Consider the following 24,759-nt stretch of genomic DNA (forward strand, 5'->3'; position numbering starts at 1 on the left):
CGCCATATAGAACACATCAAGAACAAACGGGGAGATGCAATGTGGCCCGCCTCTATTATCTCGAACTGCCGACCCGCGACCGGGCAGCGTCCAAAGGCTTCTACGCGCAGGCGTTCGGCTGGACGTTCACCGATTTCGGCCCGGATTATGCGGCGACGCTCAGCGGCGACACCGATGTCGGGCTCGACGCGGCGCCCGAGCGGGTCGCGGCACCCTTGCCGGTGATCGAGGTCGAGGATCTCGAGGGGACGCTGGAGGCCGTCGAGCGGGCGGGCGGCACGATCACGGTGCCGATCTTCGCCTTCCCGGGTGGACGGCGTTTCCACTTCCGCGATGTCGACGGGCACGAACTGGCGGCGTCGTTAGCGGGGTGAGACTTTGGGGTGATCTCGTTCGTCGCCCCGGACTTGATCCGGGGCCCCGCTTCTTCCTGTCGCCCAAAGCAAGAAGAAGCGGGGTCGCGGATCAAGTCCGGGATGACGAAAGAGGCAGGTGATTGCCGAACGCTGACCTAGTCTAGCGCTCCATTAACCGCGGCATCAGCTCGACGAAATTGCACGGCCGGTGCCGGCTATCCAGTTGCGACGACAGGATGCCGTCCCACGCATCCTTGACCGCGCCGGTCGAGCCCGGCAGCGCGAAGACATAGGTCCCGCGCGCCACGCACGCGCAGGCGCGACTCTGTACCGTCGAGGTGCCGATCGTCTGAAAGCTGAGCCAGCGGAACAGCTCGCCGAAGCCGGGGATCATCTTGTCCGCGACGCGCTCGACCGCTTCGGGGGTCACGTCCCGCCCGGTGACGCCGGTGCCGCCGGTGGTGATGATGCAGTCGACCTGCGGATCGTCGATCCAGCGATGGAGCTGCGCGACGATCGCGTCGACATCGTCGCGCAGAATCGCGCGCTCGGCGAGCAGATGCCCGGCATCGGACAACCGCGCGACCAACGTGTCGCCGGAACGATCCTCCGCCAGTCCGCGCGTGTCGGACACGGTCAGCACCGCGATGCGAACGGGCAGGAAGGTGCGGCTTTCGTCGATCGGCATTGCACCGGGGTAGCGGGGCGGGGAGGGGGCGTCCAGCGGGCGGGGCGCGTGGACACCGCCGTCGTCGCCCCGGAATTGATCCGGGACCCAGCTTCTTCCTGTCGACCGGGCGGAAGAAGCGGGATCCCGGATCAAGTCCGGGATGACGGTGCGTCGTGCACGCTCAGTTCGACTGGATCGGCGTCTGCACCCCGACGCTGGCGTTCACCGCCAGCGCAGTATTCGGCGCGGGGTTCATCCGCACCGCGCTCGCCCCCGGCAGGCCGGGGAAGCGCGGCCACATGCCCTGCGCCAGCGCGGCGCGGCTCGGGCTCTTCGCCTTGCCGCCCTGCGCCTCGTACATCCAGTAATTGCGCAGCACCGTCACCACGTACCCGCGCGTCTCCCAATAAGGGATGCTCTCGATATAAAGCAGCGGATCGCCGTTATCGTGAACCAGCGCGTTCCATTCGCCGACCGGCTTCGGCCCGGCATTATAGGCCGCGATCACCTTGGGCAGCAGACCGCCGGTCAGCCCCATGTCGCGCAGCTTCTCGATATGCCGCTGCCCGATGTCGATATTGGTCGACGGCCGCGCCAGCGCATTCTGGTCGATCGTCAGCCCGCGCTCGCGCATGTAATCGGTCGCGGCGGCGGGCATGATCTGCATGAGCCCGAACGCCCCCGCCGGGCTGCGCACCTTGTTGCGGAACCCCGATTCCTGCAGCGTGTGCGCATAGACCAGCGCCTTGTCGATCCGCCAGCCGGTGTCCGGCGTCCAGTTCGGCATCGGATAGCGCGTGTCGGCGGTCGCAACCGCGCCTTGCGGCAGATTGTGCGCCAGCCAGACGGTCGTGGCGGGCAGGTTGAGCGACTCGCTGAAGCGGACGAGGCTGGCGAACTCGCCCGGCGTGCCGATCCGCGCCTGTTGCCGCACCACGCGGTCGGCATCGTCGTTCTCGCCGATCTCGGCCAGCGCCGCGGCCACGCGGATGTTCGGGCGTCGCTCGAGCCGCGTCCAATCCGCGGAGACGCGCTGCGGGCGCACCGCCGGCATTCCGAGCCCCAGCGCCTGCCGCGCCAGCAGCCCGTAGAAGGTCTCGCCATATTGCGCGGCGATCTTCAGCCGCGCCTCGACCTTGTCGGGCCGTCCGCACGCCATGTCGGCGCGCGCCGCCCAGAACAGCGCGGTGGCGCGCAGGTCGATGTCGGGGCTGCGCGCCGCGACATTCTCGAACTCGGTCTGCGTCGTCGCGCAATCCTGCTGCCGCCATGCCGCCAGCGCCTGCGTCCAGCGCCCGTGGATCGCCCAGTCGCCGCTGCCCAGCGCCGCCTTCGCGCCCATCGTGCGCGCCTGCGGGTCGAGCCCTTGCAGGAAATAGATCCACGCGATCCGCGCCTGCCATTCGGTCTGCGCCTCGGGCGACAGGCCGGCGGTGCTCTCCAGCAACGCTTGCGCCTCCGCGCCGAGATCGGACTTGACCAAAGGCTGCATCTTCACCGCCAGATCGGCGGCGATCTGGTCGCTGGCGGTCGCCTTGGCGCGGACGCGGATCGGCGCGCCGTCGTTCCAGATCAGCCGTTGCTGTTCGGGCAGGACGGGCAGGTCGCTGATCCCGCGTGCCTTCGCCACCCGGAGCAGCGCATCGCCCTGCGGCAGCTCGGGGGCCTCGGCCAGCAACCGCGCGACCGCCGCGCCGTCCGCTTTGGGCGAGCCCTTGGCGGTGTACAGCTCGGCGCGCGCATAGGCGTGGAGCGGCCCGGTGGCCATGCCGTCGAGCGCGAGCTGCGCGTCGCTCCACCGTCCCTCGTGGATCGCCGCGAACACCGCGCGATAGGCGCTGCGCTGCTCGGGGGTGAGTTGCGCCGGGATGCCGGCGTCCTCGCTGGCCGACGGCGGCGGAGCAGGCGGCGCAACCACCGGCAGCCCGCCGGCGACCGTCGCGGCCTGCGCCGGCGCGACCAGCGCCATGGCGCTCGCGACCATCAGCCCGGAGGCATAGGCAATTTTCACGATTCGACCTCCCCGGTCAGCAACAACAGGTCTTTCCACGCTTCCGCCTTGGCGGTGGGCCGATCGAGCAGGAAGCGTGGATGATGGCTCGCCACGACCTGCGTGACCCTGCCATTCTTATGGTTAAGTGTATGAAAACGCCCGCGCGCATCCGCGACGTTCATCGTCAGGATCGCACGGCTGGCCGCATCGCCCATCACCAGCAACCGTTTGGGGAAAGCGAGCGCGACATGATGCCGCGCGATCTCGCCGAGCCGTGCCTCGATATCGCGCGGCACGCGGCCGGTGGTCGGCCGTCGCACGCAGACCGAGGCGAGCGCGGTATCGGCCCGCGACCGCCCGATCGCGGTGAGCATCCGCTCGAACAGCCGCCCGACCTCGCCTTCCATCAGCAAGTCGCGATCGTCGCGCTCCGGGCAGTCGACGAACACCATCAGCTCGGCGTCCGCCGGCCCGCTCGCCGCAATCGCGCCGCCGCCCCAGCGCGCCTCGGGCGCGGCCTCGCCGACCCGCCACGCCGCGAACGCCGCCAAATCCTCGGGCAGCGCGTCGCTGGCCGGCGCGACCGCGGCCGTCGCGGGCTGCACCGCCTGCCTCGCGGCGAGCTGCTGCGCCGCGCTGTCGAGCCACGCGAACCCCTCGTCGCCGACCACCACGTCGACCCCGGCATCGTGCCACCAGTCGAGCGCGCTGGCCGCCGCCTTCGTCCAGTCGAGATTCTGATCGGCCCCCATGCCGCCATAGGATGGAGAGTTGACGCGAAGGTCAACTTACTGGCACCGCCGATGCCGATAGAACGTTGGCACGATACGACGAGCGCCCGGTGCGGGTGCGCGCGCAGGAGATGACGAAGTGAGCGACCGCGAATCCATGCCCTATGACGTGGTGATCGTCGGCGCCGGCCCCGCCGGGCTGTCGGCGGCGATCCGCCTCAAGCAACGCGCCGCCGAACGCGATGCGGACATTTCGGTCTGCGTGCTCGAAAAGGGCTCCGAGGTCGGCGCGCACATCCTGTCGGGCGCGGTGATCGACCCGCAATCGCTAGACGAACTGCTCCCGACGTGGCGCGATGACGGCTGCCCGCTCGCCGAGGTGCCGGTGACGCAGAACCTGCACTGGGTGCTGACCAAATCGGGCAAATTCAACCTGCCGCATCTGTGGACCCCGCCGTTCCTCCACAACAAGGGCACCTATACCGGCTCGCTCGCGAACCTGTGCCGCTGGCTGGCGGGCAAGGCCGAGGAACTGGGTGTCGAGATCTTCCCCGGCTTCGCCGCCGCCGAGATCCTGTTCAACGACGACGGCAGCGTGAAGGGCGTCGCGACCGGCGACATGGGCGTCGCGCGCGACGGCACGCACAAGGGCGACTATCAGCCCGGCCTCGAACTCCACGCCAAATACACCTTCTTCTCCGAGGGCTGCCGCGGGCATCTCTCCAAGGAGTTGATGCGCATCTTCGACCTGCGCCGCGATTGCGATCCGCAGGTCTACGGCCTTGGCGTCAAGGAATTGTGGGACATCGACCCCGCGCTCCACGAACCCGGCAAGGTCGTCCACACGCAGGGCTGGCCGCTCAGCGAGCATGGCGGCAACGGCGGCGGCTGGATCTATCACCAGGCCGGCGGGCAGGTGTCGATCGGCTTCGTGACGTGGCTCAACTATTCGAACCCTTATGTCTCCCCGTTCCAGGAGATGCAGAAGTGGAAGACCCACCCGCAGGTCGCCGCGCTCCTGAAGGGCGGCAAGCGCGTCAGCTACGGCGCGCGCGCGATCAGCGACGGCGGGTTGCAGTCGATCCCGAAGCTGGTCTTCCCCGGCGGCGCGCTGATCGGCGACAGCGCTGGCTTCCTCAACGTGCCGCGGATCAAGGGCACGCACACCGCGATGAAGAGCGGGATGCTCGCTGCCGAGGCGGCGGTCGACGCGATCCTGTCGCAGCGCGGCGGTGACGAGCTGACCGCCTATCCGGAAGCGTTCGAGCGCAGCTGGGTGAAGAAGGAGCTGTCGATCGTCCGCAACGTCGTGCCGCTGGTCAAGAAGTTCGGCGACTTCCTCGGTTCGGGGCTGGCGGGCGTGACGATGTGGGCGGAATATCTCGGATTGAAGATGCCCTTCACGCTGCACCACCACCCCGATCACGAAACCTTGTGGCGCAAGGATCTGGTCAAGAAGATCGACTATCCCAAGGCCGACGGCGTGCTGACCTTCGATCGCCTGTCGTCGGTGTTCCTGTCGAACACCAACCACGAAGAGGACCAGCCGGTCCACCTGACGCTCAAGGACCCGGACGTCCCGGTCGCCTACAACCTACCGCTCTACGACGAGCCGGCGCAGCGTTACTGCCCGGCCGGCGTGTACGAGATCGTCGGCGAGGAGACGGGCGACCCGAAGTTCGTCATCAACGCGCAAAATTGCGTCCACTGCAAGACCTGCGACATCAAGGACCCGACGCAGAACATCAACTGGGTCGTGCCGGAAGGTGGCGGGGGTCCGAACTACCCGAACATGTGACCGCGCCGCCGCGTCGCCCCGGACTTGATCCGGGGCCCCGCTTCTTTTGCCACCGTAGAGGTGGGAGCGGCGTGCCGGATCTGCTACGGCATCAGGGATCACCTTTCCCGTTTCTCCGTCTCGTAACCGCCGTTTCGGGAAAGAACAATCGGGAACAGCTTGAGCCGCGAGCGTCCGTCAACGCGATCGACACGGCAGAATGCCCATCGCAGGTTCGTTTACGGGAAGGGGCGCAGCCACCAGTCTGTTGGCCGACGTTCAGTAACCGACCTCGAGCGTTACCACCGTCAAGTGATTCCCAAGCCGGCCCGCTAATGTGACATTTCCTCCGGGAAAGTCTGGGCCGTTCATCGCCATGATAGCGCTGGTTAACATCTGCGCGGTAAAAAGGGGTTGGAAGGTTTTGGCGTAAGGTGCGGTGATGAGCGTGGTTCTAGCTCGATCATCGGCCCAGGCACCATAACCCCAAGCGCTTCCGATGAACCTCAGAGGGCTGCCGGGCGGCGGCGAGGATGGGGCCTGCTCACCGGTTTGTCGGTGATCGCATCCGACTTTGCTCAATCGACCGTTTGAAAGCGTCCCGCCTGTGTAATCAGCTCGAAGCGAGTAACACTGTCCGTCATTGAACGAGAGTGTGACGGGCAAGAAGCCCGGAGACCAGGCGGCAACGAAATGTCGCTTCTGTGTTTCAGCAATCTCGAACGCGCCAACGACCTTCACGTGGCCCGTCGAGGTACCGCGCTTGTAGTAGGGATCGACACGGAACAGACCTGACAAAGTTGTATCAGGGATGCGGGTCAGGACAGGTGCATCTGGGGCCGTCGGTGCGGCAACGCCGGGCTGCGCTCCGTTGCTGCTGTATCCGGCAGGAGGAACAAATTGAGCGTGCGCGGCAACGGTCGGAGCCGCCGACAGAACCGCCATGCTCATCCTAAGAACCGTGACCTTACTCATCATGCGCTTCCTCCTCCTTCGGAGGACATAGCCGATTACGGTGACGAGCCAACGTGTCAGGAGAGCGACGTTCCCATTTCACCATCCTTTTCGGGAAAGCAGGGGCGCATGTTGTCGGCCAATGCCGTCGGCTATCCTGAGCAGGAGGCGGCCCACGCCACCCCGTTCAACCATCCGCGTCTTCGGAAAGATCGACATCAGGTTCACTGAAAAGCGCGGGAAAAAGAGACGTTCACGCGGAGGCGCGGAGAGCGCAGAGATGTTGCGCTCGCCGTATCTGGCGCTCGCGATCTGGAATGACAGAGTTACCGTGCGCCGCGCGGTACACCTCCGCGCCCCCGCGCCTCCGCGTGATCCATTCCTCTTCCGAGGCCCGGCATGCCGAACCCGACTGTCGATGGACGGTAAGACAGCGTCCACCTGAACGCACCCGCCCCTCGCGTGTTGAGCCACGCATGACCCGCCGCCTGCCGCCACTGGACCTCGCCGCTCGCTCCCTCTACCCCGACCGGCCATCCCCCGGCCGCATCCGAAAGACCGCCATCACGCTGACCCGCCGCCTCGCGCTCCCGCTCGCCGCGACCCTCGCCGGCGCCGCGTTGCCCGCCGCGGCAGGCACGGCCGACCCGGCCGCCTATGCCCGCGCGCGGATCGCGGAGGCGGACGGTGCGGTCGCCGACGCCGCCCGGGATTACGCCCGCGTGCTCGCCGACGATCCGCAGGACACCGCGATCGCGCTGCGCACCTTTCGCGCCGCGGTGCGTGCCGGCGACATGCCGCTCGCCGATCGCGCCGCCGCCACGCTCGCCGAGCAGAAGGCCGCGCCGTCCGACACTGCGCTGCTGGCGCTCGCCCGCGCCGCACGCGATAGCGACCGTGCCGGCGCGGAGGCGGCGCTCAAGCGCTTCGATGGCGATCGGCTGCGCATCCTCACGCCGCCGCTGCGCGCCTGGCTCGCGCTCGAAAGCGGCGGCGACCCCTTCGCCGCGCTGGCGCAGGCCCCCGACGAGCCGGTCGCGCGGCGCTTTGCCGCCGAGACGCGGGCGCTGTTGCTGATCGCCACCGGCCGCACCGATGAAGGCGTGGCGGCGGTGCGTGCGCTCGGCGGCGCGGCCGATCTCGCCGCGCTTGATGAGCGGGTCGCGGCGGCGCGGCTGCTGATCGGGCAGGGCAAGGACAAGGCGGCGCGCGCGTTGCTCGACGACGATGCCGGGGCGACTGCGCTGCGCATCGAGCCGACCCGCGGTGCGCGCCCGACGCTCGCGTTCGGGGCCTCGCATCTGTTCACGCGCATCGCTGCCGATCTGGCGAGCGGCGACGATCCCGGCGTGCTCACCTATACGTTGCTCCGCGCCGCATTGCGTGCCGATCCGGCCAACGATCGTGCGCGGCTGTTGCTGGCGGGGGTGCTGGCGGGCGACGATGCGCTCGATGCCGGGCTGGCGCTGCTGGGCGAGGTGCCCGCCGACAGCCCCTATGCGTCGCTCGCCGCGACCGGGCGCGTCCAGATGCTCGCCGATGGCGGGCGCGAGGACGCGGCGCTGGCGGCGCTGGACGCACTGTCGGCGACGAAGAAGACGCCGATCGGCGACGTCCAGCGGCTCGCCGACCTGCAGATGCGGCTCGATCGCCCGGCGCAGGCGGTGCCGCTCTATGCGCGGCTGGTGAAGCAGGCCGGCACAGCGGCCGACTGGACCGACTGGCTGCAATACGGTGCGGCGCTCGACGGGGCGGGGCGCTGGCCCGCGGCGCGCGAGGCGTTGCAGAAGGCGGTCGCCAAAGGCCCGGACCAGCCGCTCGCGCTCAACTATCTGGGCTATGCGCTGACGCAGCATCGCGAGCGGATCGACGAGGCACAGGCGATGCTGGAGAAGGCAGTGCGGCTGAAGCCCGACGATGCCGCCATCGCCGACTCACTTGGCTGGGCGTTGTATTTGCGTGGGCAACCGGCGCGCGCGCTGCCGCTGGTCGAGCGTGCGGCCGAGGGCGATCCGCTCAGCGCCGAGATCGGCGAGCATCTCGGCGATCTCTACTGGCGGGCCGGGCGCCGCTACGAGGCGCGCTACGCCTGGACTGCTGCGCAAGCGACCGCGACCCCGGTCGAGACCGCGCGGCTCGCCACCAAGATCGAACAGGGACTGCCGTAGTGATGATCGCCGAAACCGCGCCCGCCAAGCTCAACCTCGCGCTGCACGTCCGCGCGCGGCGGGTGGACGGCTATCACGAACTGGAAACGTTGTTCGTCTTCGCGCGCGACGGTGATCGGGTGACGGTCGGGCCCGCGACGGTGCCGGGCTTCACCGTGACGGGTCCGTTTGCCGCGGCGGTCGGCCCGGCCGCCGACAATCTGGTGACGCGCGCCGAAGCGGCGTTCCGGCAGGCGTTCGCCCCCGATGCGGTCCATGCGGTGACGCTCGACAAGCACCTGCCGGTCGCCTCCGGGATCGGCGGTGGCTCGGCCGACGCCGCCGCGACGCTGCGTGCGCTCGCCCGGTTGCACGGGCTGCCGGTCGACACGCCACGGCTGCTGACCATCGCCGCCGATCTGGGCGCGGACGTGCCCGCCTGTCTGCTCGGCCGCCCGACCTTCGGGCGCGGGCGCGGCGATGCGCTGGCACCGATCGCGGGGCTGGGCGACATGCCGGCGCTGCTGGTCAACCCCGGGGTGGCGGTATCGACCGCGCAGGTTTTCGCGCATTGGGGCGGCGTCGATCGCGGCGCGCTCGATCTGACCGGAACGACACTGGAGCGCGCCATGGCGGGCAGAAACGACCTCCAACCGCCCGCCGAAGCGATCGCACCCGTGATCGGCACTGTTATTTCCCGGCTCGCCGCGGCACCGGGCGCGCTTTTGACGCGCATGTCCGGCTCCGGCGCGACCTGTTTCGCGCTGTTTCGTGACACCGAAGCACGCGACTCTGCCGCGGCACGGATCGCCGCGGACGCGCCCGACTGGTGGGTCTGCGCGACCACGATCAGCTGAAAAGCTTGTATTCAGTCGAAAGTTCGCTACTTGTTCTCGTGGAACAAACGGAATACAACGGCACGGCGCGTTGAATGCGGCGCGCGGTTGCTCTAGCGAAAGGCTCCACGGCAATGGCCGCCAAACTTCAGGTGATCGATACCGGCATGGCAACCGCGAATACAGACCGTCAAAAGGCGCTCGACGCCGCGCTGGCGCAAATCGATCGCGCCTTCGGCAAGGGCTCGGCGATGAAGCTGGGTCAGAAGGAGACGATGCAGGTCGAGGCGATCTCGACCGGCTCGCTCGGGCTCGACATCGCGCTCGGCGTCGGCGGGCTGCCGCGCGGGCGCGTGATCGAGGTCTATGGCCCGGAAAGCTCGGGCAAGACGACGCTCGCGCTCCATGTCATCGCCGAGGCGCAGAAGATTGGCGGCACCGCTGCGTTCGTCGACGCCGAACACGCGCTCGATCCGGTCTATGCCAAGAAGCTGGGCGTCAACATCGATGAACTGATCGTCTCGCAGCCCGATACCGGCGAGCAGGCGCTGGAGATCACCGACACGCTGGTGCGCTCGAACGCGATCGACGTGCTGGTGGTCGATTCGGTCGCCGCGCTGGTGCCGCGCGCCGAGATCGAGGGCGAGATGGGCGACAGCCACGTCGGCCTGCAGGCGCGACTGATGTCGCAAAGCTTGCGCAAGCTGACCGGCTCGATCAGCCGCTCGCGCTGCATGGTGATCTTCATCAACCAACTCCGCATGAAGATCGGCGTGATGTACGGCAATCCCGAGACGACGACCGGCGGCAACGCGCTGAAATTCTACGCCTCGGTCCGGCTCGACATCCGTCGCACCGGCGCGATCAAGGACCGCGACGAGGTGATCGGCAACTCGACCCGCGTGAAGGTGGTGAAGAACAAGGTCGCGCCGCCGTTCAAGCAGGTCGAATTCGACATCATGTACGGCGAGGGCATCTCGAAGATCGGCGAGATCCTCGACATCGGCGTCAAGGCGGGACTGGTCGAGAAGGCGGGTGCATGGTTCTCCTACGACTCGGTGCGGATCGGGCAGGGGCGTGAGAACGCCAAGAACTTCCTGCGCGAGAACCCCGACATGATGGACCGGCTCGAAAAGGCGATCCGCGGCCGGACCGAGCAGGTCGCCGATGGGATGATGGCCGGGCCGAGCGAGGACGACGACATCTGATCGCGGTCCTCCCGCAGCGGTTGCACGGCGAATGACGGGCGCTACGGACTGGCGGGGGCGCGTCGGTGACGTCTGGGCGCAGGAACATGCGCGCACCGAACGCGCCTTTGCCGGGATCGCAAGCGTCCTGAACGCCGCGATCGTGGCGGCGGCACCCGATCACGGGGCTGCGATCGATCTGGGATGCGGTATCGGCAGCACCACGCAGGCACTGTCGGCGGCGCGGCCTGCGTTGCGCGTCACCGGCATCGATCTCTCGCCGGCGCTGATCGCGGTGGCGGAAGAGCAGGCAACAACGGCCGGGGGTGCTCCGCGGTTTCTCGCAGGAGATGCGGTGGAACTGGTGCAGACGCTGGCGCCGCTCGATCTGTTGGTGTCGCGTCATGGCCTGATGTTCTTTGCCGATCCGCTCGCCGCCTTCGCCGCGCTACGCGCCGCTGCCGCACCGCGAGCGCCGCTCGTCTTCTCCTGCTTCGCGTCGCGCGACGCGAATGAGTGGGTTACCGCGCCGGAGGCGGCGGTCGGGCTCTCGCCGCTAGCGGACGCCGGCTATTCCCCGGGTCCGTTCGCGTTGAGCGATGGGGCGTTCACCCGTGCGCTGCTCGAAGAAAGCGGTTGGACGGAGATTGCGATAACGCCGGCGTGCGTGCCCTATGTGGTGGGTGCCGGCGTACGGCCCGTCGAGGACGCGCTCGACTTCTATCGGCGGATCGGCCCGCTGGCTGCGATGCTGGCGTCGGCCCTGCCGGCAGACCGCGAGCGGATCGAGACGAGGCTCCGCAACCTGTTCGCGATGCGGATACAGCGCGATGCGGTGACGTTCTCCGCCGCAATATGGATCGTAACCGCGCGCGCGGGGAAGGAAGCCTGATGACGATCATCGTCCACCACCTCGAGAATTCGCGTTCGCAGCGCATCCTGTGGATGCTCGAGGAGCTGAAGATCGATTACGAGGTGAAGCGCTACGAGCGCGACAAGGCGACGATGCTGGCACCGACCGAGCTGCGCCGGGTTCATCCGCTCGGTAAATCGCCGGTCATCGAGGATACGACGGCCCCGGGGCCGACCGGACCGCGGGTGATTGCGGAGACGGGCGCGATCGTCGAATATCTGGTCGACCTCGCCGACGGGAAGCTCGGTGCGCCCTCGAAGCGTGATGACGCGCTCGCCTATCGTTTTTGGCTGCATTACGCCGAAGGTTCGTTGATGCCGCCGTTGCTGGTGAAGCTGGTGGTTTCGCGCATCCCGCTGCTCGGCAAGCGGGTGGCGGCGCGCATCCAGCCGATGATCGATCGCCATCTGAACTATGTCGAGGCGTCGCTTGCCGATCAGCCCTGGTTTGCCGGCGACAGCTTCACCGCCGCCGACATCATGATGAGCTTTCCTTTAGAGGCCGCCCGCAGCCGGGCCGGGCTCGGCAAGGATCATCCGAACACCGTGGCGTGGCTGGAACGCATCCATGCGCGTCCCGCCTATCAGCGCGGGCTCGCCGCAGGTGGCCCTTATGCCTATGCCTGATCGCAGCCCCGCCCCGGTCACTTGCCGGGGCGGTGGTGCGCTCAGAAGCGGGTGCGCAGCGTCAGACCATAAGTGCGCGGTTCGCCGAGGAACGAGGTGAAGAGCGAATTGGCCGCCGCAAACCCCGGGCTGCCGAACGCCTGAACCTGCGATTGCGACCCGGCACCCTGGAACGGCGCGCTGAACGCGACCTGCTGATAGTTGGTATCGAGCAGGTTCTGCGCCCACAATTCCACAGCCCAGCGCTGTTCGTCGCCACGCAGACCGATACGGGCGTTCATCAGGAAGAAGCCGTCCTGCATCTTCTCGATGAACAGATCGGATCCAGTGTTGTAATCGCTGGTCATGCGCCCATCGACGTAGAACAGCGCGCTCATCCCGTTGCCGCCGATCGCCGGCGTCCAACTGATCGAGCTGGTGACGGTGTGCTTGGGTGCATTCGACATCTGCGCGCCGGGCAGCAGGAACAGCGCCGCGCTCAGCGGCTCGCCGGATTTGCTGCCGACCAGGTTGCGGGCGTATTTGGCGTCGGCGAGCGTATAGCCGAGGTTCACCGTCACATCTGGTGTCGGGTACATGCCGACCTCGAGTTCCACGCCTTGCGTCACCAGCCCCTTGCCGACCTTGCCCGTACACGCGCCGGTGCCGGTTGAATTGTCGCGATCCGCGCCATTCAGCGACGTGTCGCATCCGCCGATATTCTGGACGATGTAGTTGGTGCCGTTGAAGGTGTTGAGCTGGAAGTTCGTGAACTCCGACCGGAACGCCGCGACATTGGCGGTGAACTGGCGCGACGTGTATTTCAGTCCCAGCTCATAGGCATTCACCGTCTCCGGGTCGAAGCGCAGGTTGCGGACGTTCGACGCCGGCGGGGTGGTGAGCACCGTCTCGCTCAGGTCCGAACGGTCGAGGTTGTACCCGCCCGCCTTATAGCCGCGCGCATAGGAGGCGTAGAGAAGGGTCGAGTCGATCGGCTTCCACGAAACGACGCCGGTGCCGGTCAGCTGTCCTTCGCGGATCTGGTCGCCCAGCGCGACATTGGTCAGCGCCGCGCTCGAATTGCCGATGCACGACAAGGTGACGATCCCGCCCGCGACCGAGCGCAAGGCGGCGTTGTTGCTGGCGAGCAGCGGGCGCAGCGCCGCCTGCTGTGCCGGGCAGATTGTGTTGTTGTTGTTGAACCCGGCGGCCAACGTCTTGTGCTCGTTGGTATAGCGTAGCCCGACCGTGACGTTGAGGCGGTCGGTCAGCCGGTAGATGTTGTGCGTGAAGAAGGCGAAATTCTCGCTGGTCTGGCGATAGACGTCGCGCAGGCTGCCGAGGTTGTTGAGCGTGCTCAGCCGATCGAGCCCGGCCACCGCGGTCGCACCGATCCCGGCGGTCAGCGCGGCGCGGCCGGCGTTGCTGAGACAGCCCGGATTCGCAGCGTTGCGCAGCGCCGCGGCGGGGTTGATCGACAGCACCGCGCGGCACGCCGCAAAGGCGCCATATTGCGCGCCGAAGTGCAGGTTATCGACCAGTTCGAGATTTTCGTGCGCGTAATAGCCGCCGATCAGCCAGTCGAGCTTGTTGTCGAGGATCGTGCCCGAGAAGCGGCTTTCGTGGCTGAACACCTTGAACTGGCGATAGTTGTTGCCGTCGTCGGGGCGGTAGATCAGGTCGACGTTGGAATAATCCATGTCGCCCGCGCCGCCCGACTTATATTCGCGGTAGGCGGTCAGCGAGGTGAGCTGCGTCGCGCCCAGGTTCCAGCGCACGCGCATCGACACACCGCCATCGGTGGTCAGGTTGCTATAGGCACGGCCGGCGGTCTGCGCGATGCGGCGATTGTACGGATCGCCCTCGCTGGGCAGCACGCCGCCCAAGCTACGCAGAATGCCGGTGATCGGGTTGGCGGCGCTGATCGTATAGTCGCCCGGCACGCCCGGCGTCGGGTCGATCTTCTCGCGCGTATCGGCATAGACCGCGCCGCAGCACTTTTCGTCGCGACGGGTGTAGTCGCCGATGAACCGCACCGCGAGATCGGGAGTGATCGTGAACAGCAACTGGCCGCGTACAAAATAGCGGTCGCGATTGTTGAAGTCGGTCTTGTTGATCACGTCGGTCAGGAAGCCGTCGCGACGGCTGGCGACACCGTCGATGCGGAAGGCGAGCAGGTCCTTGATGACCGGCCCGGTCAGCGCGGCCTGCACGCGCAATGCATCGTAATTGCCGTAGCTGACCTCGCCCATCCCACCGAATTTGAATTCGGGTAGTTTCGTGTAGATGCTGATCGCGCCGGCCGAGGAATTGCGGCCGGACAATGTACCCTGCGGCCCACGCAGCACCTCGATCCGCTCGACTTCGCCGAGATCGTTGAGCCCCGAACCGGTGCGGCTGCGATAGATGCCGTCGATGAAGACCGCGACGGAGCTTTCGAGCCCCGGATTGTCGCCGACCGTTCCGACGCCGCGGATGCGCGCCGAGGCGTTCGCCTCGCTCCCGGTCGATGAGACGAGCAGCGACGGAGCAATCTGCGTCATCTGGCGGATGTCGGTCGCACCGGAATTCTGAAGCGCCGCCTGCCCGAAGGCGGATACCGCGATCGGCACGTTCGACAGTCGCTCGGAACGGCGCGTAGCGGTCACGACGATATCGGCGGTATTGGGCGATGCTTCTTGCGCGGCATCTTTCAGCTGGTTCGCTGCCGCACCGCGAAGGTCCTGTGCCGCAGACGGGGTCGCAATGATCGCGAACATCGCGACAGACCGATACAAACGCGCCGTCCGCATGCAGCTTCCCCCTCACGTCAAACCATGTTGTGGCTGTGCTGGTACGAGAAGCCGGATAAAGAATGGTTAACGTCGTGAGCGAAGAGCGCGTCCTTTCACGGCCTTGCTCGTTAACATCGGCATGACACGCCCCGCCGCATCGCTCGCGATCACGATTGCACGATTCGGCATCTCAACCCCGCGAATCAAAGGTGATAAGCCCACTGCCATGATCTCGTTTGCCTCTCGAAAGCTCTTGCTGGTCGCGCTCGTCGCTGCGGCTCCGTCCGTAGCGCAGGTCCCGGTCACGCCCGAAACCGCTGCACCGACACCGATCCCGCTCGTGCAGCCGCTATTGCCGCTGCCCACGCTCAGCGACACGCAGCGCCGCGAACTCGCCCGGCTGATCGCCAGGGACGAAGTGGCGCAGGGGCTGAGCCGGACGCCGCGCGCCGATCTCGACCGGCTCGATAGCGAGTCGCTGGTGCGGGTGGCGCTGGATCATGCGCGCGCGGTCCATGGTGGGCGGTTGATGCCGTCCGACTTCCAGAAGGATTGGGGTATCCGCCCGACCGCTTACGATCCGTTGCCCGGCTTCACCGACGCGGTGGCGCGCGATCGGCTCGCCGCCTGGATGCGTTCGCTGCCGCCGCCCTATCAAGGGTACGACACGCTGGTCGAGGGGCTGGCGCGCTATCGCAAGATCGCGGCGGCCGGCGGTTGGCCGACGCTGACGGTCGCGCCGACCTATGGCACCAGCGGGCCGGCGGTCGCGCGCTTGCGCGAGCGGCTGGCGATCGAGGATCCCGAGCTGACCGGGACCGGTGACCGCTTCGATGCCGCGCTGCTGGAGGCGGTACGGCGCGCACAGCGACGTTACGGGCTGAATCCGGCCGGTCAGGTCGGCGCGCAGACGCTCGCGGCGCTCAACGTTCCGGTAGAGCAGCGCATCCAGTCGATCATGGCCAATCTGGAACGCTGGCGCTGGCTGCCGCCGACGCTCGACCGGCGGCGCGTGCAGGTGAACATCGCCGCCGCGGTGTTGACCGCGTTCGATGGCGACCGGCCGATCATGTCGATGCGCGCGGTCACCGGGCGACCGGGGAACGAGACGCCGATGCTGGTGTCGCAGATCAGCAGCATCGTCATCAATCCGCCCTGGAACGTGCCCAGCTCGATCGCGAACAAGGAGCTGTGGCCCAAGGAGCGTGCCAATCCCGGCTACCTCAAGCGCAACGGCTTCCGCGTGATCGAGACCGGCGATGGCGGCAAGAGGTTGCAACAGGCGTCCGAGCAGAGCGCGCTGGGGCGGTTCAAGTTCGACTTCCCGAACGACTTCGCGGTCTATCTTCATGACACGCCGGCGCGCTCGGGCTTCTCGAAGTTCGACCGGCTCGCCAGTCACGGCTGCGTCCGGCTCGAAAAGCCCGAGGATCTCGCCAAATTGTTGATGGCGACGACGCCCGAGTGGCAGCCCGATGCGATCGACGCGGCGGTCGCCGCCGGCAAGACGGTGCGGGCCAAGATGGCCGAGCCGGTCAGCGTCTATCTGCTTTATTGGTCGGCCTTTGCGGGTGCGGACGGGCAGGTCGGGTTCCGCGAAGATCCCTATGGCTGGGACGGCAAGCTGGCTGCTACGGTCGAGCGACGGTCCGCCGCGCAGGCGCTGGCGGCGAAGTGAAGGAAGTACGAATGACGGTATGGCGGCATCGGTTGGCGTTGGTCGCGCTGCTGGGACTGGGCGTGGCGGGGTGCTCGAAATCGGAACCCGAGCCGCCCGAGATGAACATGACCGTGCAGGAACTCGAGCCGACCCCCGAGCCGACGCCGACCGAGGAGCCGACGCCCTACGTCGAGCCGAGCCCGACGCCGAGCAACGATACCGCGATCCTGCCACCCCCGGAGGAAGCCGCGCCTGACGCCCAGATGATGGACGACGCCTCTGCCACCGGCATGACCGCGCGCAGCGACCGCAGCGGTCGTGAGGATGAGGTCGACACCGCACCGGCGGAGACGCGGCGGCGAGACTGAGGGCGCCTTCAGGAAACACACGCAATACATGCCGCGCAGTGGCCGTGTGAGGCGGGTCGACGAATATGTCGCCGCTCCGGACTTTATCCGGCGTCCCGCTTCACGCCTCGTTGGTTAGAAACCAACGTCCTTGTTTGACGTGAATGGATCCGCCGTTAGCGGTCGTTCGCGATCTGCGGAGACGAGACGTTTAGTTCGTACTCCTTGGCTGCGGATCGGGCGACGCGATAACCTGTGAGTGTCATTGTCAAATCATGGAACAGTGGTAGCGCTCCTGACGGCAGGATTGGGATTGCCTTCGTCGATGGCCAGCGGCGACTGACACTCACGTAAACGTCTCGCCAGAAACGCTTCGCAGCTGTCGGGCGCTTTCCCGGGTACACGATGACCCAAGCCCTGCCGTTGTGCTCGCCGTCGTCGACGACCGCGATCAGGTCGTCGTCGTTCTCGCCGTTCCACACGCCTGCATAGATGGTCTTCCGGGCTTCGGGTGGAAGGTCTTTCGCCTGCCGGGCAAAGTCACGCCATTGCATGCTGCCATCGTCGACATGAAAACCCTGCCTGGATGCGGCCTGTCGCAGCAGGGCGATCAAAGCAGACTTGTCGCTCTCGGCTGGAACCGGGATCTCAACCGCGGCGATCGGTGGCTCGTTGTCTGAAGATGCGGTCGCCGAGCACGCCGGCAGAGCGAATATGAACAGCAACAACAAGCGCCGCGTTGGCGTGAGTCCGGGGAACATTGATCACCAGACGAGATGATCGGTGATGATGCCGGCGCGCACCATCAAGCCGATCGCTCCGCCGACGCACAGGATGATGGCATACAGGACGATGGCTCGCGTCCGACTACCGCGATCGGTTTTGTAGCGCACGGTGGTTCTCCTTTTCGACCGGCCGCGAAGGCTGGCGGTTCCGATCGTTCTGGCAAGTCACCGGGTCACGCCGTCTCCAGCAACCGCTCCGCCTGAGCCCGCGCTTCCGCCGTGACCGTTGCGCCGGACAGCATCCGTGCGATCTCCTCACGCCGGCCCTGTGCGTCGAGCGGGCGCACGCCGGTGCGCGTGACCGTCCCGTCGCTGGCCTTTGCGATCAGCAGATGCGCCGCGCCGCGCGCCGCGACCTGCGGACTGTGCGTCACGACCAGCAATTGCGTCGTCTCGGCCAATCGGCCCAGCCGCTCGCCGATCGCGCTCGCCACCGCACCGCCGACGCCGCGGTCGATCTCGTCGAAGATCATCGTCGCCGCGCCGCCCTTTTCGGCGAGCGCGACCTTGAGCGCGAGGATGAAGCGCGACAGTTCGCCGCCCGAAGCGATCTTGGCGAGCGGACCAAAGGGGGCGCCCGGGTTGGTGGCGATCTCGAATTCGACACGATCGCGCCCGGCGGCCGACCAATCGCTTTCGGGCAGGGGGACGACGACGGTACGGAAGCGCGCGGCATCGAGCTTGAGCGGCGCGAGCTCGGTCGCGACCGCTGCGTCGAGCCTCGCCGCCGCCGCCGTGCGGATCGCAGTCAACTGCTCGGCGGCGCGATCATAATCGGCGCGCGCATGCCCGACCGCCTGCTCCAGATCGGCAAGCCCCTGCTCGCCGGCGTCGAGGCGCACCAACCGATCGCGCAAATCGGTCGCCAGTGCGGCCAGCGCGTCGGGCTGGACACGGTGCTTGCGCGCCATCGCCCGAAGCTCGAACAATCGCGCCTCATCCTCTTCCAACTGGCGCGGATCGTAGAGCAAGGCCACCGCCGCATCGCGCAGCTTTTCCTCGGCGACGGCCCCCTCGATCAGCGCGCGATCGATCGCCGCGAGGGCCTCGCCCAGCGCGGAGTGATCCTCGGCGATCCGCTCCAGCACACGCGCTGCCTGACGCAAATGGCTCAGGGCACCGGCGCTGCCTTCAAGATGCTCGGTTACGGCTTCCAGCTCGCCGGCGCTTTTCTCGGCCCGCTGCATCGCGCGGCGGCGCTCCGCCAACGCGTCTTCCTCTCCGGGCTCGGGGGCGAGCGCTTCCAGCTCCGTCACCGCATGCTCCAGCCACTCGCGGTCGGCACGCGCCGCGGCGATCGCGTTGCGCGCCCCGTCGAGCGCGGTACGGGCATCACGCCATGCCGCATAGGCGCTGGCGACGTCGCGCACGCCCTTGCCCGCATAGCTGTCGAGCAGCGCGCGGTGCCCGGCCGCGGCGAGCAGGCCGCGATCGTCATGCTGGCCGTGAATTTCGACCAGCATCGGCCCGATCTCACGCAGCAGCGCGGCGGACGCCGGCTGATCATTGACGAACGCGCGGCTGCCACCGTCGGCCTTGACGAGCCGCCGGATGATGAGCGGTTCGCCCGGATCGATCTCCAGCCCATTGTCGGTCAGCAAAGTCGCCACCGCGGGCGGCGTGTCGAACGTGGCGGTTACCACCGCCTGTTGCGCGCCGGCGCGGACGAGCGTGCTCTCGCCCCGCCGGCCGAGCGCCAGGCCCAGTGCATCGAGCAGGATCGACTTGCCGGCGCCGGTCTCGCCGGTCAGCACGCCGAGGCCGGGGCCGAATTCCAGCTCCAGCGCCTCGATCAGCACGACGTCACGGATGGCAAGTGCGGTCAGCATGGGCAGCCGCTCCTTACCCGCAAAAAGCGCGCTTGGTTACCCTTTTTGTTCCGTTGCGGCGAGGTCAGCCGCCGGTCGGGTTGGTAGCGGGGGAGGGCGAACCGACGCCGGGCCCGGGCACGCCCGCCTGTGCATCGCCGCCGGTGGTCGCCGGCGTGGCAGGGACGGGCGCATCGGCCTTCGGCGTAGCGCCGGTCGCCTCGCCGGGTACCGCCGGGCGCGTGGGGACCGGGACGACCGGCTGACCTGGCGCCAGCGGGGCGATCGTAGCGGGCGGGTTGTCCTTCATCAGCTTGTAGGCGCGCCCATACCAATCGGTGCCGGGATAATTGGCGCCCAGCACGGCGGCTGCCTTCTCCGCCTCGTTGCGGACGCCCAGCGCGAGATAGCCTTCGGTCAGTCGCATGAGCGCCTCGGGCGTGTGGGTGGTCGTCTGATACTGGTCGATCACGCGGCGGAAGCGCAGCGTCGCCGCCAACCACTGCCGGCGGCGCTCGTAGAAGCGCCCGATCTCCATTTCCTTGCCCGCAAGGTGATCGCGGACCAGATCGAGCTTGAGGCGCGCATCCGCGGCGTAGCGCGAGGTGGGGGTACCGGCGCATCAGTTCGCCGAGCGAGTCGAGCGCCTGTTGCGTGATCTTCTGGTCACGCGTGACGTCGCTGATCTGCTCGTAATAGCTCATCGCGACCAGGTAATAAGCGTAAGGCGCGTCGCGATTGCCAGGATGGACCGACAGGAAGCGCTGCGCGCCCTGGATCGCCTGCGTATAGTCGCCGCTGAGGTAATAGCTGAACGCGCCCATCAACTGCGCGCGACGCGCCCAGACCGAATAGGGGTGCTGGCGCTCCACCTCGTCGAACAACGCCGCGGCTTCCTTGTAGCGGCCCTGATCCAGTCGCTGCTTGGCCGCCGAGTAGAGCGTGCCGACGTCGCGCGCGACATAGGGAAGATCGGCACGATTGCGCGAGCCGCCCGCGCAACCGGCGAGCGATACGGCGAGGGCGGCGGCGATCGCGAGCGAACGGGTCGGGAGCGGGCGGTGGGTGAGGGTACGCATCGCCTCGGCTCTTAGCTTAGAGGAACCCCCGCGAACAACGGCTTTCGCGCACGCGCAACAGGGGCTAGCGGGAAGGCGTTGATGCGCCCGTCAGCGACCGAAGGAAGGATTACGATCATGCCCGCGACCCTGCTCGCCACCAAGCGCGTCGAGAAGCCCTGGGGGCGGCACCATCTGTATCCCGGCTTTCCCGATCCGGCCCCGGGCGGCGAGCCGATCGGCGAGATCTGGTTCCAGTCGCCGCATCCCGAAGAGCCGGAACTGCTGATCAAGTATCTCTTCACCAGCGAGAAGCTGTCGGTGCAGAACCATCCGTCCGACGAGGAGGCGCACAAGCGCGGGCTGCCGCGCGGCAAGGACGAATGCTGGACGATCCTGGCCGCCGAGCCCGATTCGACGATCGCGATCGGTCCGCTCGCACCGATGACGAAAGAGGAACTGCGTGCCTCGGCCGAAGACGGCAGCCTGGAGCACAAGCTCGACTGGAAGCCGGTGAAGGCGGGCGATTTCTATTATTCGCACTCGGGAGTGATCCATGCGATCGGCGCCGGGCTGACGCTGATCGAAGTGCAGCAGAATTCGGATACGACCTATCGCTTGTTCGATTACGGCCGCCCGCGCGAGTTGCACCTGGACGACGGTGTCGCGGTGGCGGAGCTGACCCCCTATGTCGCGCCGCCGCAGCCCGGCGTGGTCGCGCCGGGGCGGACGATCATGGTCGAGGGGCCGAAGTTCGTGCTGGAGCGCTGGACCGGCGGCAAGCGCGATATCGTGCTGCCTGAGGGCAAGACCGGCTGGCTGGTGCCGATCCGCGGCGAGGGCGTCGTCGCGGGTGTCGCCTGGAAGGCGGGCGAGTGCGTGATGGTGACCGGCAACGAGGAGCTCCACGCATCCGAAGACGCCGATCTGCTGTTCGCCTATCCCGGCGATCGGCGGCTGTAGCCGTCAGATGGGCGGCCGCGCCCGGCCGCCCCTAAGACCATTAGCATATTGCGTCTTCGTGATTTTCTTGTGATTTTCCCGTGAGCCATGCCCGGCCGCCGGCCGGGCTGCACAGGTAGAGCAGGGAAATCGGGGACATGGATCGGGCCGTCGACCGGGCCGGGGCGCGGAAGCTGCTGAGTTGCCTCACCGACGAGCAGATGCGCATCGTCGACGCGGACGAGGATTACGGGTTGGCGCTCGGCTATGAGCGTCACGCGCTGATCGGGCGTGACGTCCTAGAGCTGACCCATCCCGACGACCGCGAGATCAATCGCGAGCGGGCGGATGCGCTGATCGCCGGCGGGGCGCCGTTCTCGATCACCAAACGCTATGTCGGTGCGGACGGGCGTTCGTTCTGGGTCACCAATCATATCAGCCTGTTCCACGCGGGAAACACGCGGCGGATGATGGCGACGGTCGAGTTGATCGACGGCCCGCCGCCCGAGGACGAGGCGCGGCTGTTGCGCAAGGCCGCGGAGCGCATTCTGGCCAAGCGACGGTTACGCGTACATTATTTCGAGGACGAGCTGTTCGGCGAGCCGGCGTTCGACCTGCTGCTCGACCTCTATGCGCAGGAACTGGCCGGGCGGGATACCTATACCACCAGCGCCGCGGTGGCCTCGGGCGCGCCGCTGACCACGGCGCTGCGCCAGATCGCGATGCTGGTCGAGCGGGGCCTGATCGCACGGGACCCCGATTCGACCGACCGGCGCCGCGTCAGGCTGCGGATGACCACATTGGGCGCGGCGCGGATGCGCGACTATCTGCTTGCGGCGGAACGGCTTTAGTGATCGGAAGTATGCGAAGTTTGCGCACCGAGGCCGCACATCGCACCTGACCGTCAGCGCAGCCGCTCGATCGCCTGCGCCAACGCCACGTACAGCTTGCCCATGTCCGACGACAGCAAGGTCACGCCGAGCGGAGAGGCGTCGGGCTGGGCCAGGATCGTGCGCAACATCGCCTCGAAATCGTGGATGTAGCGGTTCACCTGTTCGCGGAAGTTGGCATCCTCGTCATACAAACGTGCCACATCACGCTGTTCGGAGCCATCCAGCAGCCGCACCGCGCGCCGCGTGAAGACGCCGCGGTCGCCCTTGAGATAGGCCGCCCAGGCGCTGTCGGAGATTTCCGGCGCGAACGTGCGGGTGAGATCGATCGATGCCGAGTTGAGCGATTCGATCAGCAGCGAGGCACGCCGCGCGAAGGTGTCGCGATCATTCTCCTCGCTGGCCGCGCGGGCTTCCTCGAGCCGGCGATCGATGACCGCGATCGTGGCCTCGATGCCGTCGAGCTGCGCCTGCAAGCGCTCGCCGGCGCGGTTCGCGGCGACCACGGCCGTCTCCGAAATGCGGGCGACCTGTTCGACCTGCTTCTGCACCCCGCTTTCGACCGCGCGTTCCAGCGCCTTCACCCCGGCGCTTTCCAGTGCATCCGCCGCCTCGGGGATGACGCGCGCCAGCGCCTCGCGGGCTTGGTCGGCGGCGGCCGCGGCGGTTTCGCGGACGCGTAGCAGCGCTTCCAGCAAGCGCGGGGCGGCCTCCTCGGCAAGATCGTCGGCGCGGCGCGTCACGTCATCGACCGCGTCGCCGATCAGCCCGGCCTGCGCGCGCCCGCGCTCCAGACCCTCGCTGAGCCGGGAGGTTAGCGTCTCGACCGTCTGGCGCTGTTCGGCGACGACCTGCGCCACGGCCTCGATCGCGTCATGCGTGCTCTCGGCGGCGGTGACGAGCGCCAGCAATTCGGGCTTTGCGGCGACGATCACCTGCTTGGTCGAGCCGACGCGCGATTCGAGCCGCGCGATCGCGTCGGGCATCGTCTCGTCCATCTCGCGCGCCGCGGCATCGAGCGCGATGAGCAGATGTTCGGTGGTGGCGATGGTCCGCTCCGCAGAGCCGTTGCCGCTCTCCATCGCGGCGATCAACGCCTCGGTGCTCGCCTGCAGCGCGCTGATCGTGGCGGCCAGTTGCCGGCTGCGTTCGGTGCCGTCGGCGTGGAGCGCGTCGAAGCGTGCGCCGGCCTGATCGATCGCATCGTCGAGCGTGCTGAACAGCATCTCGCCCGCACCGCGCTGCGCATCGAGCCGCGCGGCGATGCGTTCGATCACGACCTCGACCAGTGCGATGCGTTCGCTGAGCGCCTCGGCGCTGCCGCGCGCGGCATGGTCGAGCGCCTGCTGGCTGGCGGTGACCATCGCCAGCATCGCCTCGCCCTGCGCGACGATCCCCTTGCGCGATTCGTCGATCGCGGTGGCGGTGCGTTCGAGCAGCGCGTCGACCGCGACGGCGGCGTCGGAGGTGACGCCTTCCAGCCGCAGCCCGGCGGTGGCACTGGTCGCCTCCATCCGCTGCATATAGGCGGCGAGCTTCTCGGCCGCGCCACCCGCGACGCTCTCCGCCTCGCGACCGCGTGCGGCGAGCGCCGCGACCTGCGCGTCGAGCGCGGCGCTATGTTCGTAGGCGACGAGCCCGGCCTGATCGATCGTGCTGGCCAGCGTGCGCGTCTCGTCGGTGGCGCGCGGCAACGCGGCGAGCAGCGCGTCGAGCTGTTCGGCAGCCTGTCCGGTGGCGTTCGACAAAGCGCGGGCATGGCTGTCGGCGCGCGCGATTTCGGTCGACAGATCCTCGCCGATGGTCGCGAGCCGCGCGGTTGCGGCATCCCCGAGCGCGGTCAGCAAGCGGACCTGTTCGGCGAGCGCGGCGCGGCGCTCCTCGATTTCCTCGCCCAAGGCCGCGACCGCGCTTTCCAGCGCGGACGATTCGATGCGCATCGCGCGCGCGGTCGCGCCGAAGCGGCGCGCTTCCGCATCGCTGGTCCGCAACGTCAGCAGCCAGACGATTCCCGCCAGAATCGGGACGGTCGCCGCGGCGGCACCGAATTGCGCGAGCGCGAGCGCGGGCATCGTCGCGAGCGCGTCGCGTGCGATCCATAGCAGCGCCACGATCCAGATCGCCGACAGCACGATCGCGACCCATCCCAGCACGGCGCGTCGCCGCAAGGGCGCCGCCGCGGCATCGTCATCGGAAAAGACGGGATCGGTCACGTATTCCTGCGGCTCCGCATAGGGCGTGGGCACGAGTTGGTCGGTCGGCGCCTCGGCGCCCGCTGGTCGAATGTCGAAAATGGAAGACGGCCCCCCGTTCATCACGTCGGCAT

At 67.7% G+C, this 24,759-nt stretch carries 20 protein-coding genes and 1 pseudogene; 11 read left to right on the forward strand and 10 right to left on the reverse strand.

Going from position 1 to position 24,759, the window contains the following annotated elements:
• The first annotated feature begins 41 nt into the window (after positions 1–41).
• On the forward strand, positions 42–374 hold the full coding sequence (locus PGN16_RS18010; protein WP_335310734.1) for a VOC family protein: 333 nt from the start codon (positions 42–44) through the stop codon (positions 372–374).
• Between the two features lie 142 nt (positions 375–516).
• Here the strand turns inward: PGN16_RS18010 and moaB are convergent, their stop codons facing one another.
• The 3 genes from moaB to PGN16_RS18025 all read right to left on the reverse strand — a co-directional run bounded on the left by moaB (position 517) and on the right by PGN16_RS18025 (position 3,771).
• Positions 517–1,044 (reverse strand): molybdenum cofactor biosynthesis protein B, encoded by a 528-nt coding sequence (gene moaB / locus PGN16_RS18015; RefSeq protein WP_335310735.1) that lies wholly within the window; start codon positions 1,042–1,044, stop codon positions 517–519.
• A gap of 163 nt (positions 1,045–1,207) precedes the next feature.
• Positions 1,208–2,995: a transglycosylase SLT domain-containing protein gene (locus PGN16_RS18020; RefSeq protein WP_443019689.1), complete on the reverse strand. Its 1,788-nt coding sequence runs from the start codon at positions 2,993–2,995 to the stop codon at positions 1,208–1,210.
• Positions 2,996–3,033: 38 nt separating this feature from the next.
• Positions 3,034–3,771 (reverse strand): uracil-DNA glycosylase family protein, encoded by a 738-nt coding sequence (locus PGN16_RS18025; RefSeq protein ID WP_335310737.1) that lies wholly within the window; start codon positions 3,769–3,771, stop codon positions 3,034–3,036.
• Between the two features lie 118 nt (positions 3,772–3,889).
• Here PGN16_RS18025 and PGN16_RS18030 point away from each other — a divergent pair, with 118 nt between their 5' ends.
• Positions 3,890–5,548, forward strand: coding sequence for an electron transfer flavoprotein-ubiquinone oxidoreductase (locus PGN16_RS18030; protein WP_335310738.1), 1,659 nt, complete (start codon positions 3,890–3,892; stop codon positions 5,546–5,548).
• Positions 5,549–5,806: 258 nt separating this feature from the next.
• Here PGN16_RS18030 and PGN16_RS18035 read toward each other — a convergent pair whose 3' ends face one another.
• On the reverse strand, positions 5,807–6,502 hold the full coding sequence (locus tag PGN16_RS18035; protein WP_335310739.1) for a hypothetical protein: 696 nt from the start codon (positions 6,500–6,502) through the stop codon (positions 5,807–5,809).
• A gap of 455 nt (positions 6,503–6,957) precedes the next feature.
• Here PGN16_RS18035 and PGN16_RS18040 point away from each other — a divergent pair, with 455 nt between their 5' ends.
• The 5 genes from PGN16_RS18040 to PGN16_RS18060 all read left to right on the forward strand — a co-directional run bounded on the left by PGN16_RS18040 (position 6,958) and on the right by PGN16_RS18060 (position 12,190).
• Positions 6,958–8,649: a tetratricopeptide repeat protein gene (locus PGN16_RS18040; RefSeq protein ID WP_335310740.1), complete on the forward strand. Its 1,692-nt coding sequence runs from the start codon at positions 6,958–6,960 to the stop codon at positions 8,647–8,649.
• Positions 8,650–8,651: 2 nt separating this feature from the next.
• Entirely contained in the window at positions 8,652–9,485 is an 834-nt protein-coding gene (locus PGN16_RS18045; RefSeq protein WP_335310741.1) for a 4-(cytidine 5'-diphospho)-2-C-methyl-D-erythritol kinase, read from the forward strand.
• 113 nt (positions 9,486–9,598) lie between these two features.
• Positions 9,599–10,672: a recombinase RecA gene (gene recA, locus PGN16_RS18050; protein ID WP_335310742.1), complete on the forward strand. Its 1,074-nt coding sequence runs from the start codon at positions 9,599–9,601 to the stop codon at positions 10,670–10,672.
• A gap of 31 nt (positions 10,673–10,703) precedes the next feature.
• The gene (locus PGN16_RS18055) at positions 10,704–11,543 is read left to right on the forward strand and encodes a class I SAM-dependent methyltransferase (RefSeq protein WP_335310743.1); all 840 of its coding nucleotides are present in this window, start codon (positions 10,704–10,706) and stop codon (positions 11,541–11,543) included.
• Entirely contained in the window at positions 11,543–12,190 is a 648-nt protein-coding gene (locus PGN16_RS18060) for a glutathione S-transferase family protein (protein ID WP_335310744.1), read from the forward strand. The genes PGN16_RS18055 and PGN16_RS18060 overlap by 1 nt, the downstream gene beginning before the upstream one ends.
• Positions 12,191–12,231: 41 nt before the next feature.
• Here the strand turns inward: PGN16_RS18060 and PGN16_RS18065 are convergent, their stop codons facing one another.
• On the reverse strand, positions 12,232–14,928 hold the full coding sequence (locus tag PGN16_RS18065) for a TonB-dependent receptor (protein WP_335310745.1): 2,697 nt from the start codon (positions 14,926–14,928) through the stop codon (positions 12,232–12,234).
• Between the two features lie 241 nt (positions 14,929–15,169).
• Between PGN16_RS18065 and PGN16_RS18070 the strand changes: the two genes are divergently transcribed.
• Both PGN16_RS18070 and PGN16_RS18075 read left to right on the forward strand, forming a co-directional pair.
• Positions 15,170–16,621 carry a L,D-transpeptidase family protein gene (locus PGN16_RS18070; protein ID WP_335310746.1) on the forward strand — a complete coding sequence of 484 codons (1,452 nt, stop codon included), beginning with the start codon at positions 15,170–15,172 and terminating at the stop codon, positions 16,619–16,621.
• A gap of 11 nt (positions 16,622–16,632) precedes the next feature.
• The gene (locus PGN16_RS18075) at positions 16,633–16,971 is read left to right on the forward strand and encodes a hypothetical protein (protein WP_335310747.1); all 339 of its coding nucleotides are present in this window, start codon (positions 16,633–16,635) and stop codon (positions 16,969–16,971) included.
• Between the two features lie 155 nt (positions 16,972–17,126).
• On the opposite strand, the gene PGN16_RS18080 is transcribed toward PGN16_RS18075, so the two are convergent.
• From PGN16_RS18080 to bamD, 4 genes and pseudogenes are all read right to left on the reverse strand, one after another.
• Positions 17,127–17,681: a hypothetical protein gene (locus PGN16_RS18080; protein WP_335310748.1), complete on the reverse strand. Its 555-nt coding sequence runs from the start codon at positions 17,679–17,681 to the stop codon at positions 17,127–17,129.
• A 33-nt stretch (positions 17,682–17,714) separates the two neighbouring features.
• Complete coding sequence (locus tag PGN16_RS18085; RefSeq protein WP_335310749.1) at positions 17,715–17,843, reverse strand: hypothetical protein; 129 nt, start codon at positions 17,841–17,843, stop codon at positions 17,715–17,717.
• 65 nt (positions 17,844–17,908) lie between these two features.
• Positions 17,909–19,564 carry a DNA repair protein RecN gene (gene recN / locus PGN16_RS18090; protein ID WP_335310750.1) on the reverse strand — a complete coding sequence of 552 codons (1,656 nt, stop codon included), beginning with the start codon at positions 19,562–19,564 and terminating at the stop codon, positions 17,909–17,911.
• 64 nt (positions 19,565–19,628) lie between these two features.
• Positions 19,629–20,622 (reverse strand): annotated as a pseudogene (bamD, locus tag PGN16_RS18095) (outer membrane protein assembly factor BamD).
• A gap of 117 nt (positions 20,623–20,739) precedes the next feature.
• Between bamD and PGN16_RS18100 the strand changes: the two are divergent.
• Together PGN16_RS18100 and PGN16_RS18105 are read left to right on the forward strand one after the other, a co-directional pair.
• Complete coding sequence (locus tag PGN16_RS18100) at positions 20,740–21,564, forward strand: class I mannose-6-phosphate isomerase (protein WP_335310751.1); 825 nt, start codon at positions 20,740–20,742, stop codon at positions 21,562–21,564.
• Positions 21,565–21,701: 137 nt separating this feature from the next.
• Positions 21,702–22,394 carry a PAS domain S-box protein gene (locus tag PGN16_RS18105; protein ID WP_335310752.1) on the forward strand — a complete coding sequence of 231 codons (693 nt, stop codon included), beginning with the start codon at positions 21,702–21,704 and terminating at the stop codon, positions 22,392–22,394.
• 53 nt (positions 22,395–22,447) lie between these two features.
• Here the strand turns inward: PGN16_RS18105 and PGN16_RS18110 are convergent, their stop codons facing one another.
• On the reverse strand, positions 22,448–24,646 hold the full coding sequence (locus tag PGN16_RS18110; RefSeq protein WP_335310753.1) for a hypothetical protein: 2,199 nt from the start codon (positions 24,644–24,646) through the stop codon (positions 22,448–22,450).
• Positions 24,647–24,759 lie beyond the last annotated feature (113 nt).

This window comes from Sphingomonas phyllosphaerae, from assembly GCF_036946485.1.
Lineage (GTDB): Bacteria > Pseudomonadota > Alphaproteobacteria > Sphingomonadales > Sphingomonadaceae > Sphingomonas > Sphingomonas phyllosphaerae_E.

Excerpts from the sequence above, each read along its gene's own strand:
- PGN16_RS18020 (WP_443019689.1), bottom strand. The coding sequence starts at position 2,995 with ATGGCGCTGGTCGCGCCGGCGCAGGCCGCGACGGTCGCCGGCGGGCTG.
- PGN16_RS18060 (WP_335310744.1), top strand. The coding sequence starts at position 11,543 with ATGACGATCATCGTCCACCACCTCGAGAATTCGCGTTCGCAGCGCATC.
- recA (WP_335310742.1), top strand. The coding sequence starts at position 9,599 with ATGGCCGCCAAACTTCAGGTGATCGATACCGGCATGGCAACCGCGAAT.
- PGN16_RS18075 (WP_335310747.1), top strand. The coding sequence starts at position 16,633 with ATGACGGTATGGCGGCATCGGTTGGCGTTGGTCGCGCTGCTGGGACTG.
- PGN16_RS18040 (WP_335310740.1), top strand. The coding sequence starts at position 6,958 with ATGACCCGCCGCCTGCCGCCACTGGACCTCGCCGCTCGCTCCCTCTAC.
- PGN16_RS18055 (WP_335310743.1), top strand. The coding sequence starts at position 10,704 with ATGACGGGCGCTACGGACTGGCGGGGGCGCGTCGGTGACGTCTGGGCG.
- PGN16_RS18025 (WP_335310737.1), bottom strand. The coding sequence starts at position 3,771 with ATGGGGGCCGATCAGAATCTCGACTGGACGAAGGCGGCGGCCAGCGCG.
- recN (WP_335310750.1), bottom strand. The coding sequence starts at position 19,564 with ATGCTGACCGCACTTGCCATCCGTGACGTCGTGCTGATCGAGGCGCTG.
- PGN16_RS18100 (WP_335310751.1), top strand. The coding sequence starts at position 20,740 with ATGCCCGCGACCCTGCTCGCCACCAAGCGCGTCGAGAAGCCCTGGGGG.
- moaB (WP_335310735.1), bottom strand. The coding sequence starts at position 1,044 with ATGCCGATCGACGAAAGCCGCACCTTCCTGCCCGTTCGCATCGCGGTG.
- PGN16_RS18045 (WP_335310741.1), top strand. The coding sequence starts at position 8,652 with ATGATCGCCGAAACCGCGCCCGCCAAGCTCAACCTCGCGCTGCACGTC.
- PGN16_RS18065 (WP_335310745.1), bottom strand. The coding sequence starts at position 14,928 with ATGTTCGCGATCATTGCGACCCCGTCTGCGGCACAGGACCTTCGCGGT.
- PGN16_RS18105 (WP_335310752.1), top strand. The coding sequence starts at position 21,702 with ATGGATCGGGCCGTCGACCGGGCCGGGGCGCGGAAGCTGCTGAGTTGC.
- PGN16_RS18070 (WP_335310746.1), top strand. The coding sequence starts at position 15,170 with ATGATCTCGTTTGCCTCTCGAAAGCTCTTGCTGGTCGCGCTCGTCGCT.
- PGN16_RS18035 (WP_335310739.1), bottom strand. The coding sequence starts at position 6,502 with ATGAGTAAGGTCACGGTTCTTAGGATGAGCATGGCGGTTCTGTCGGCG.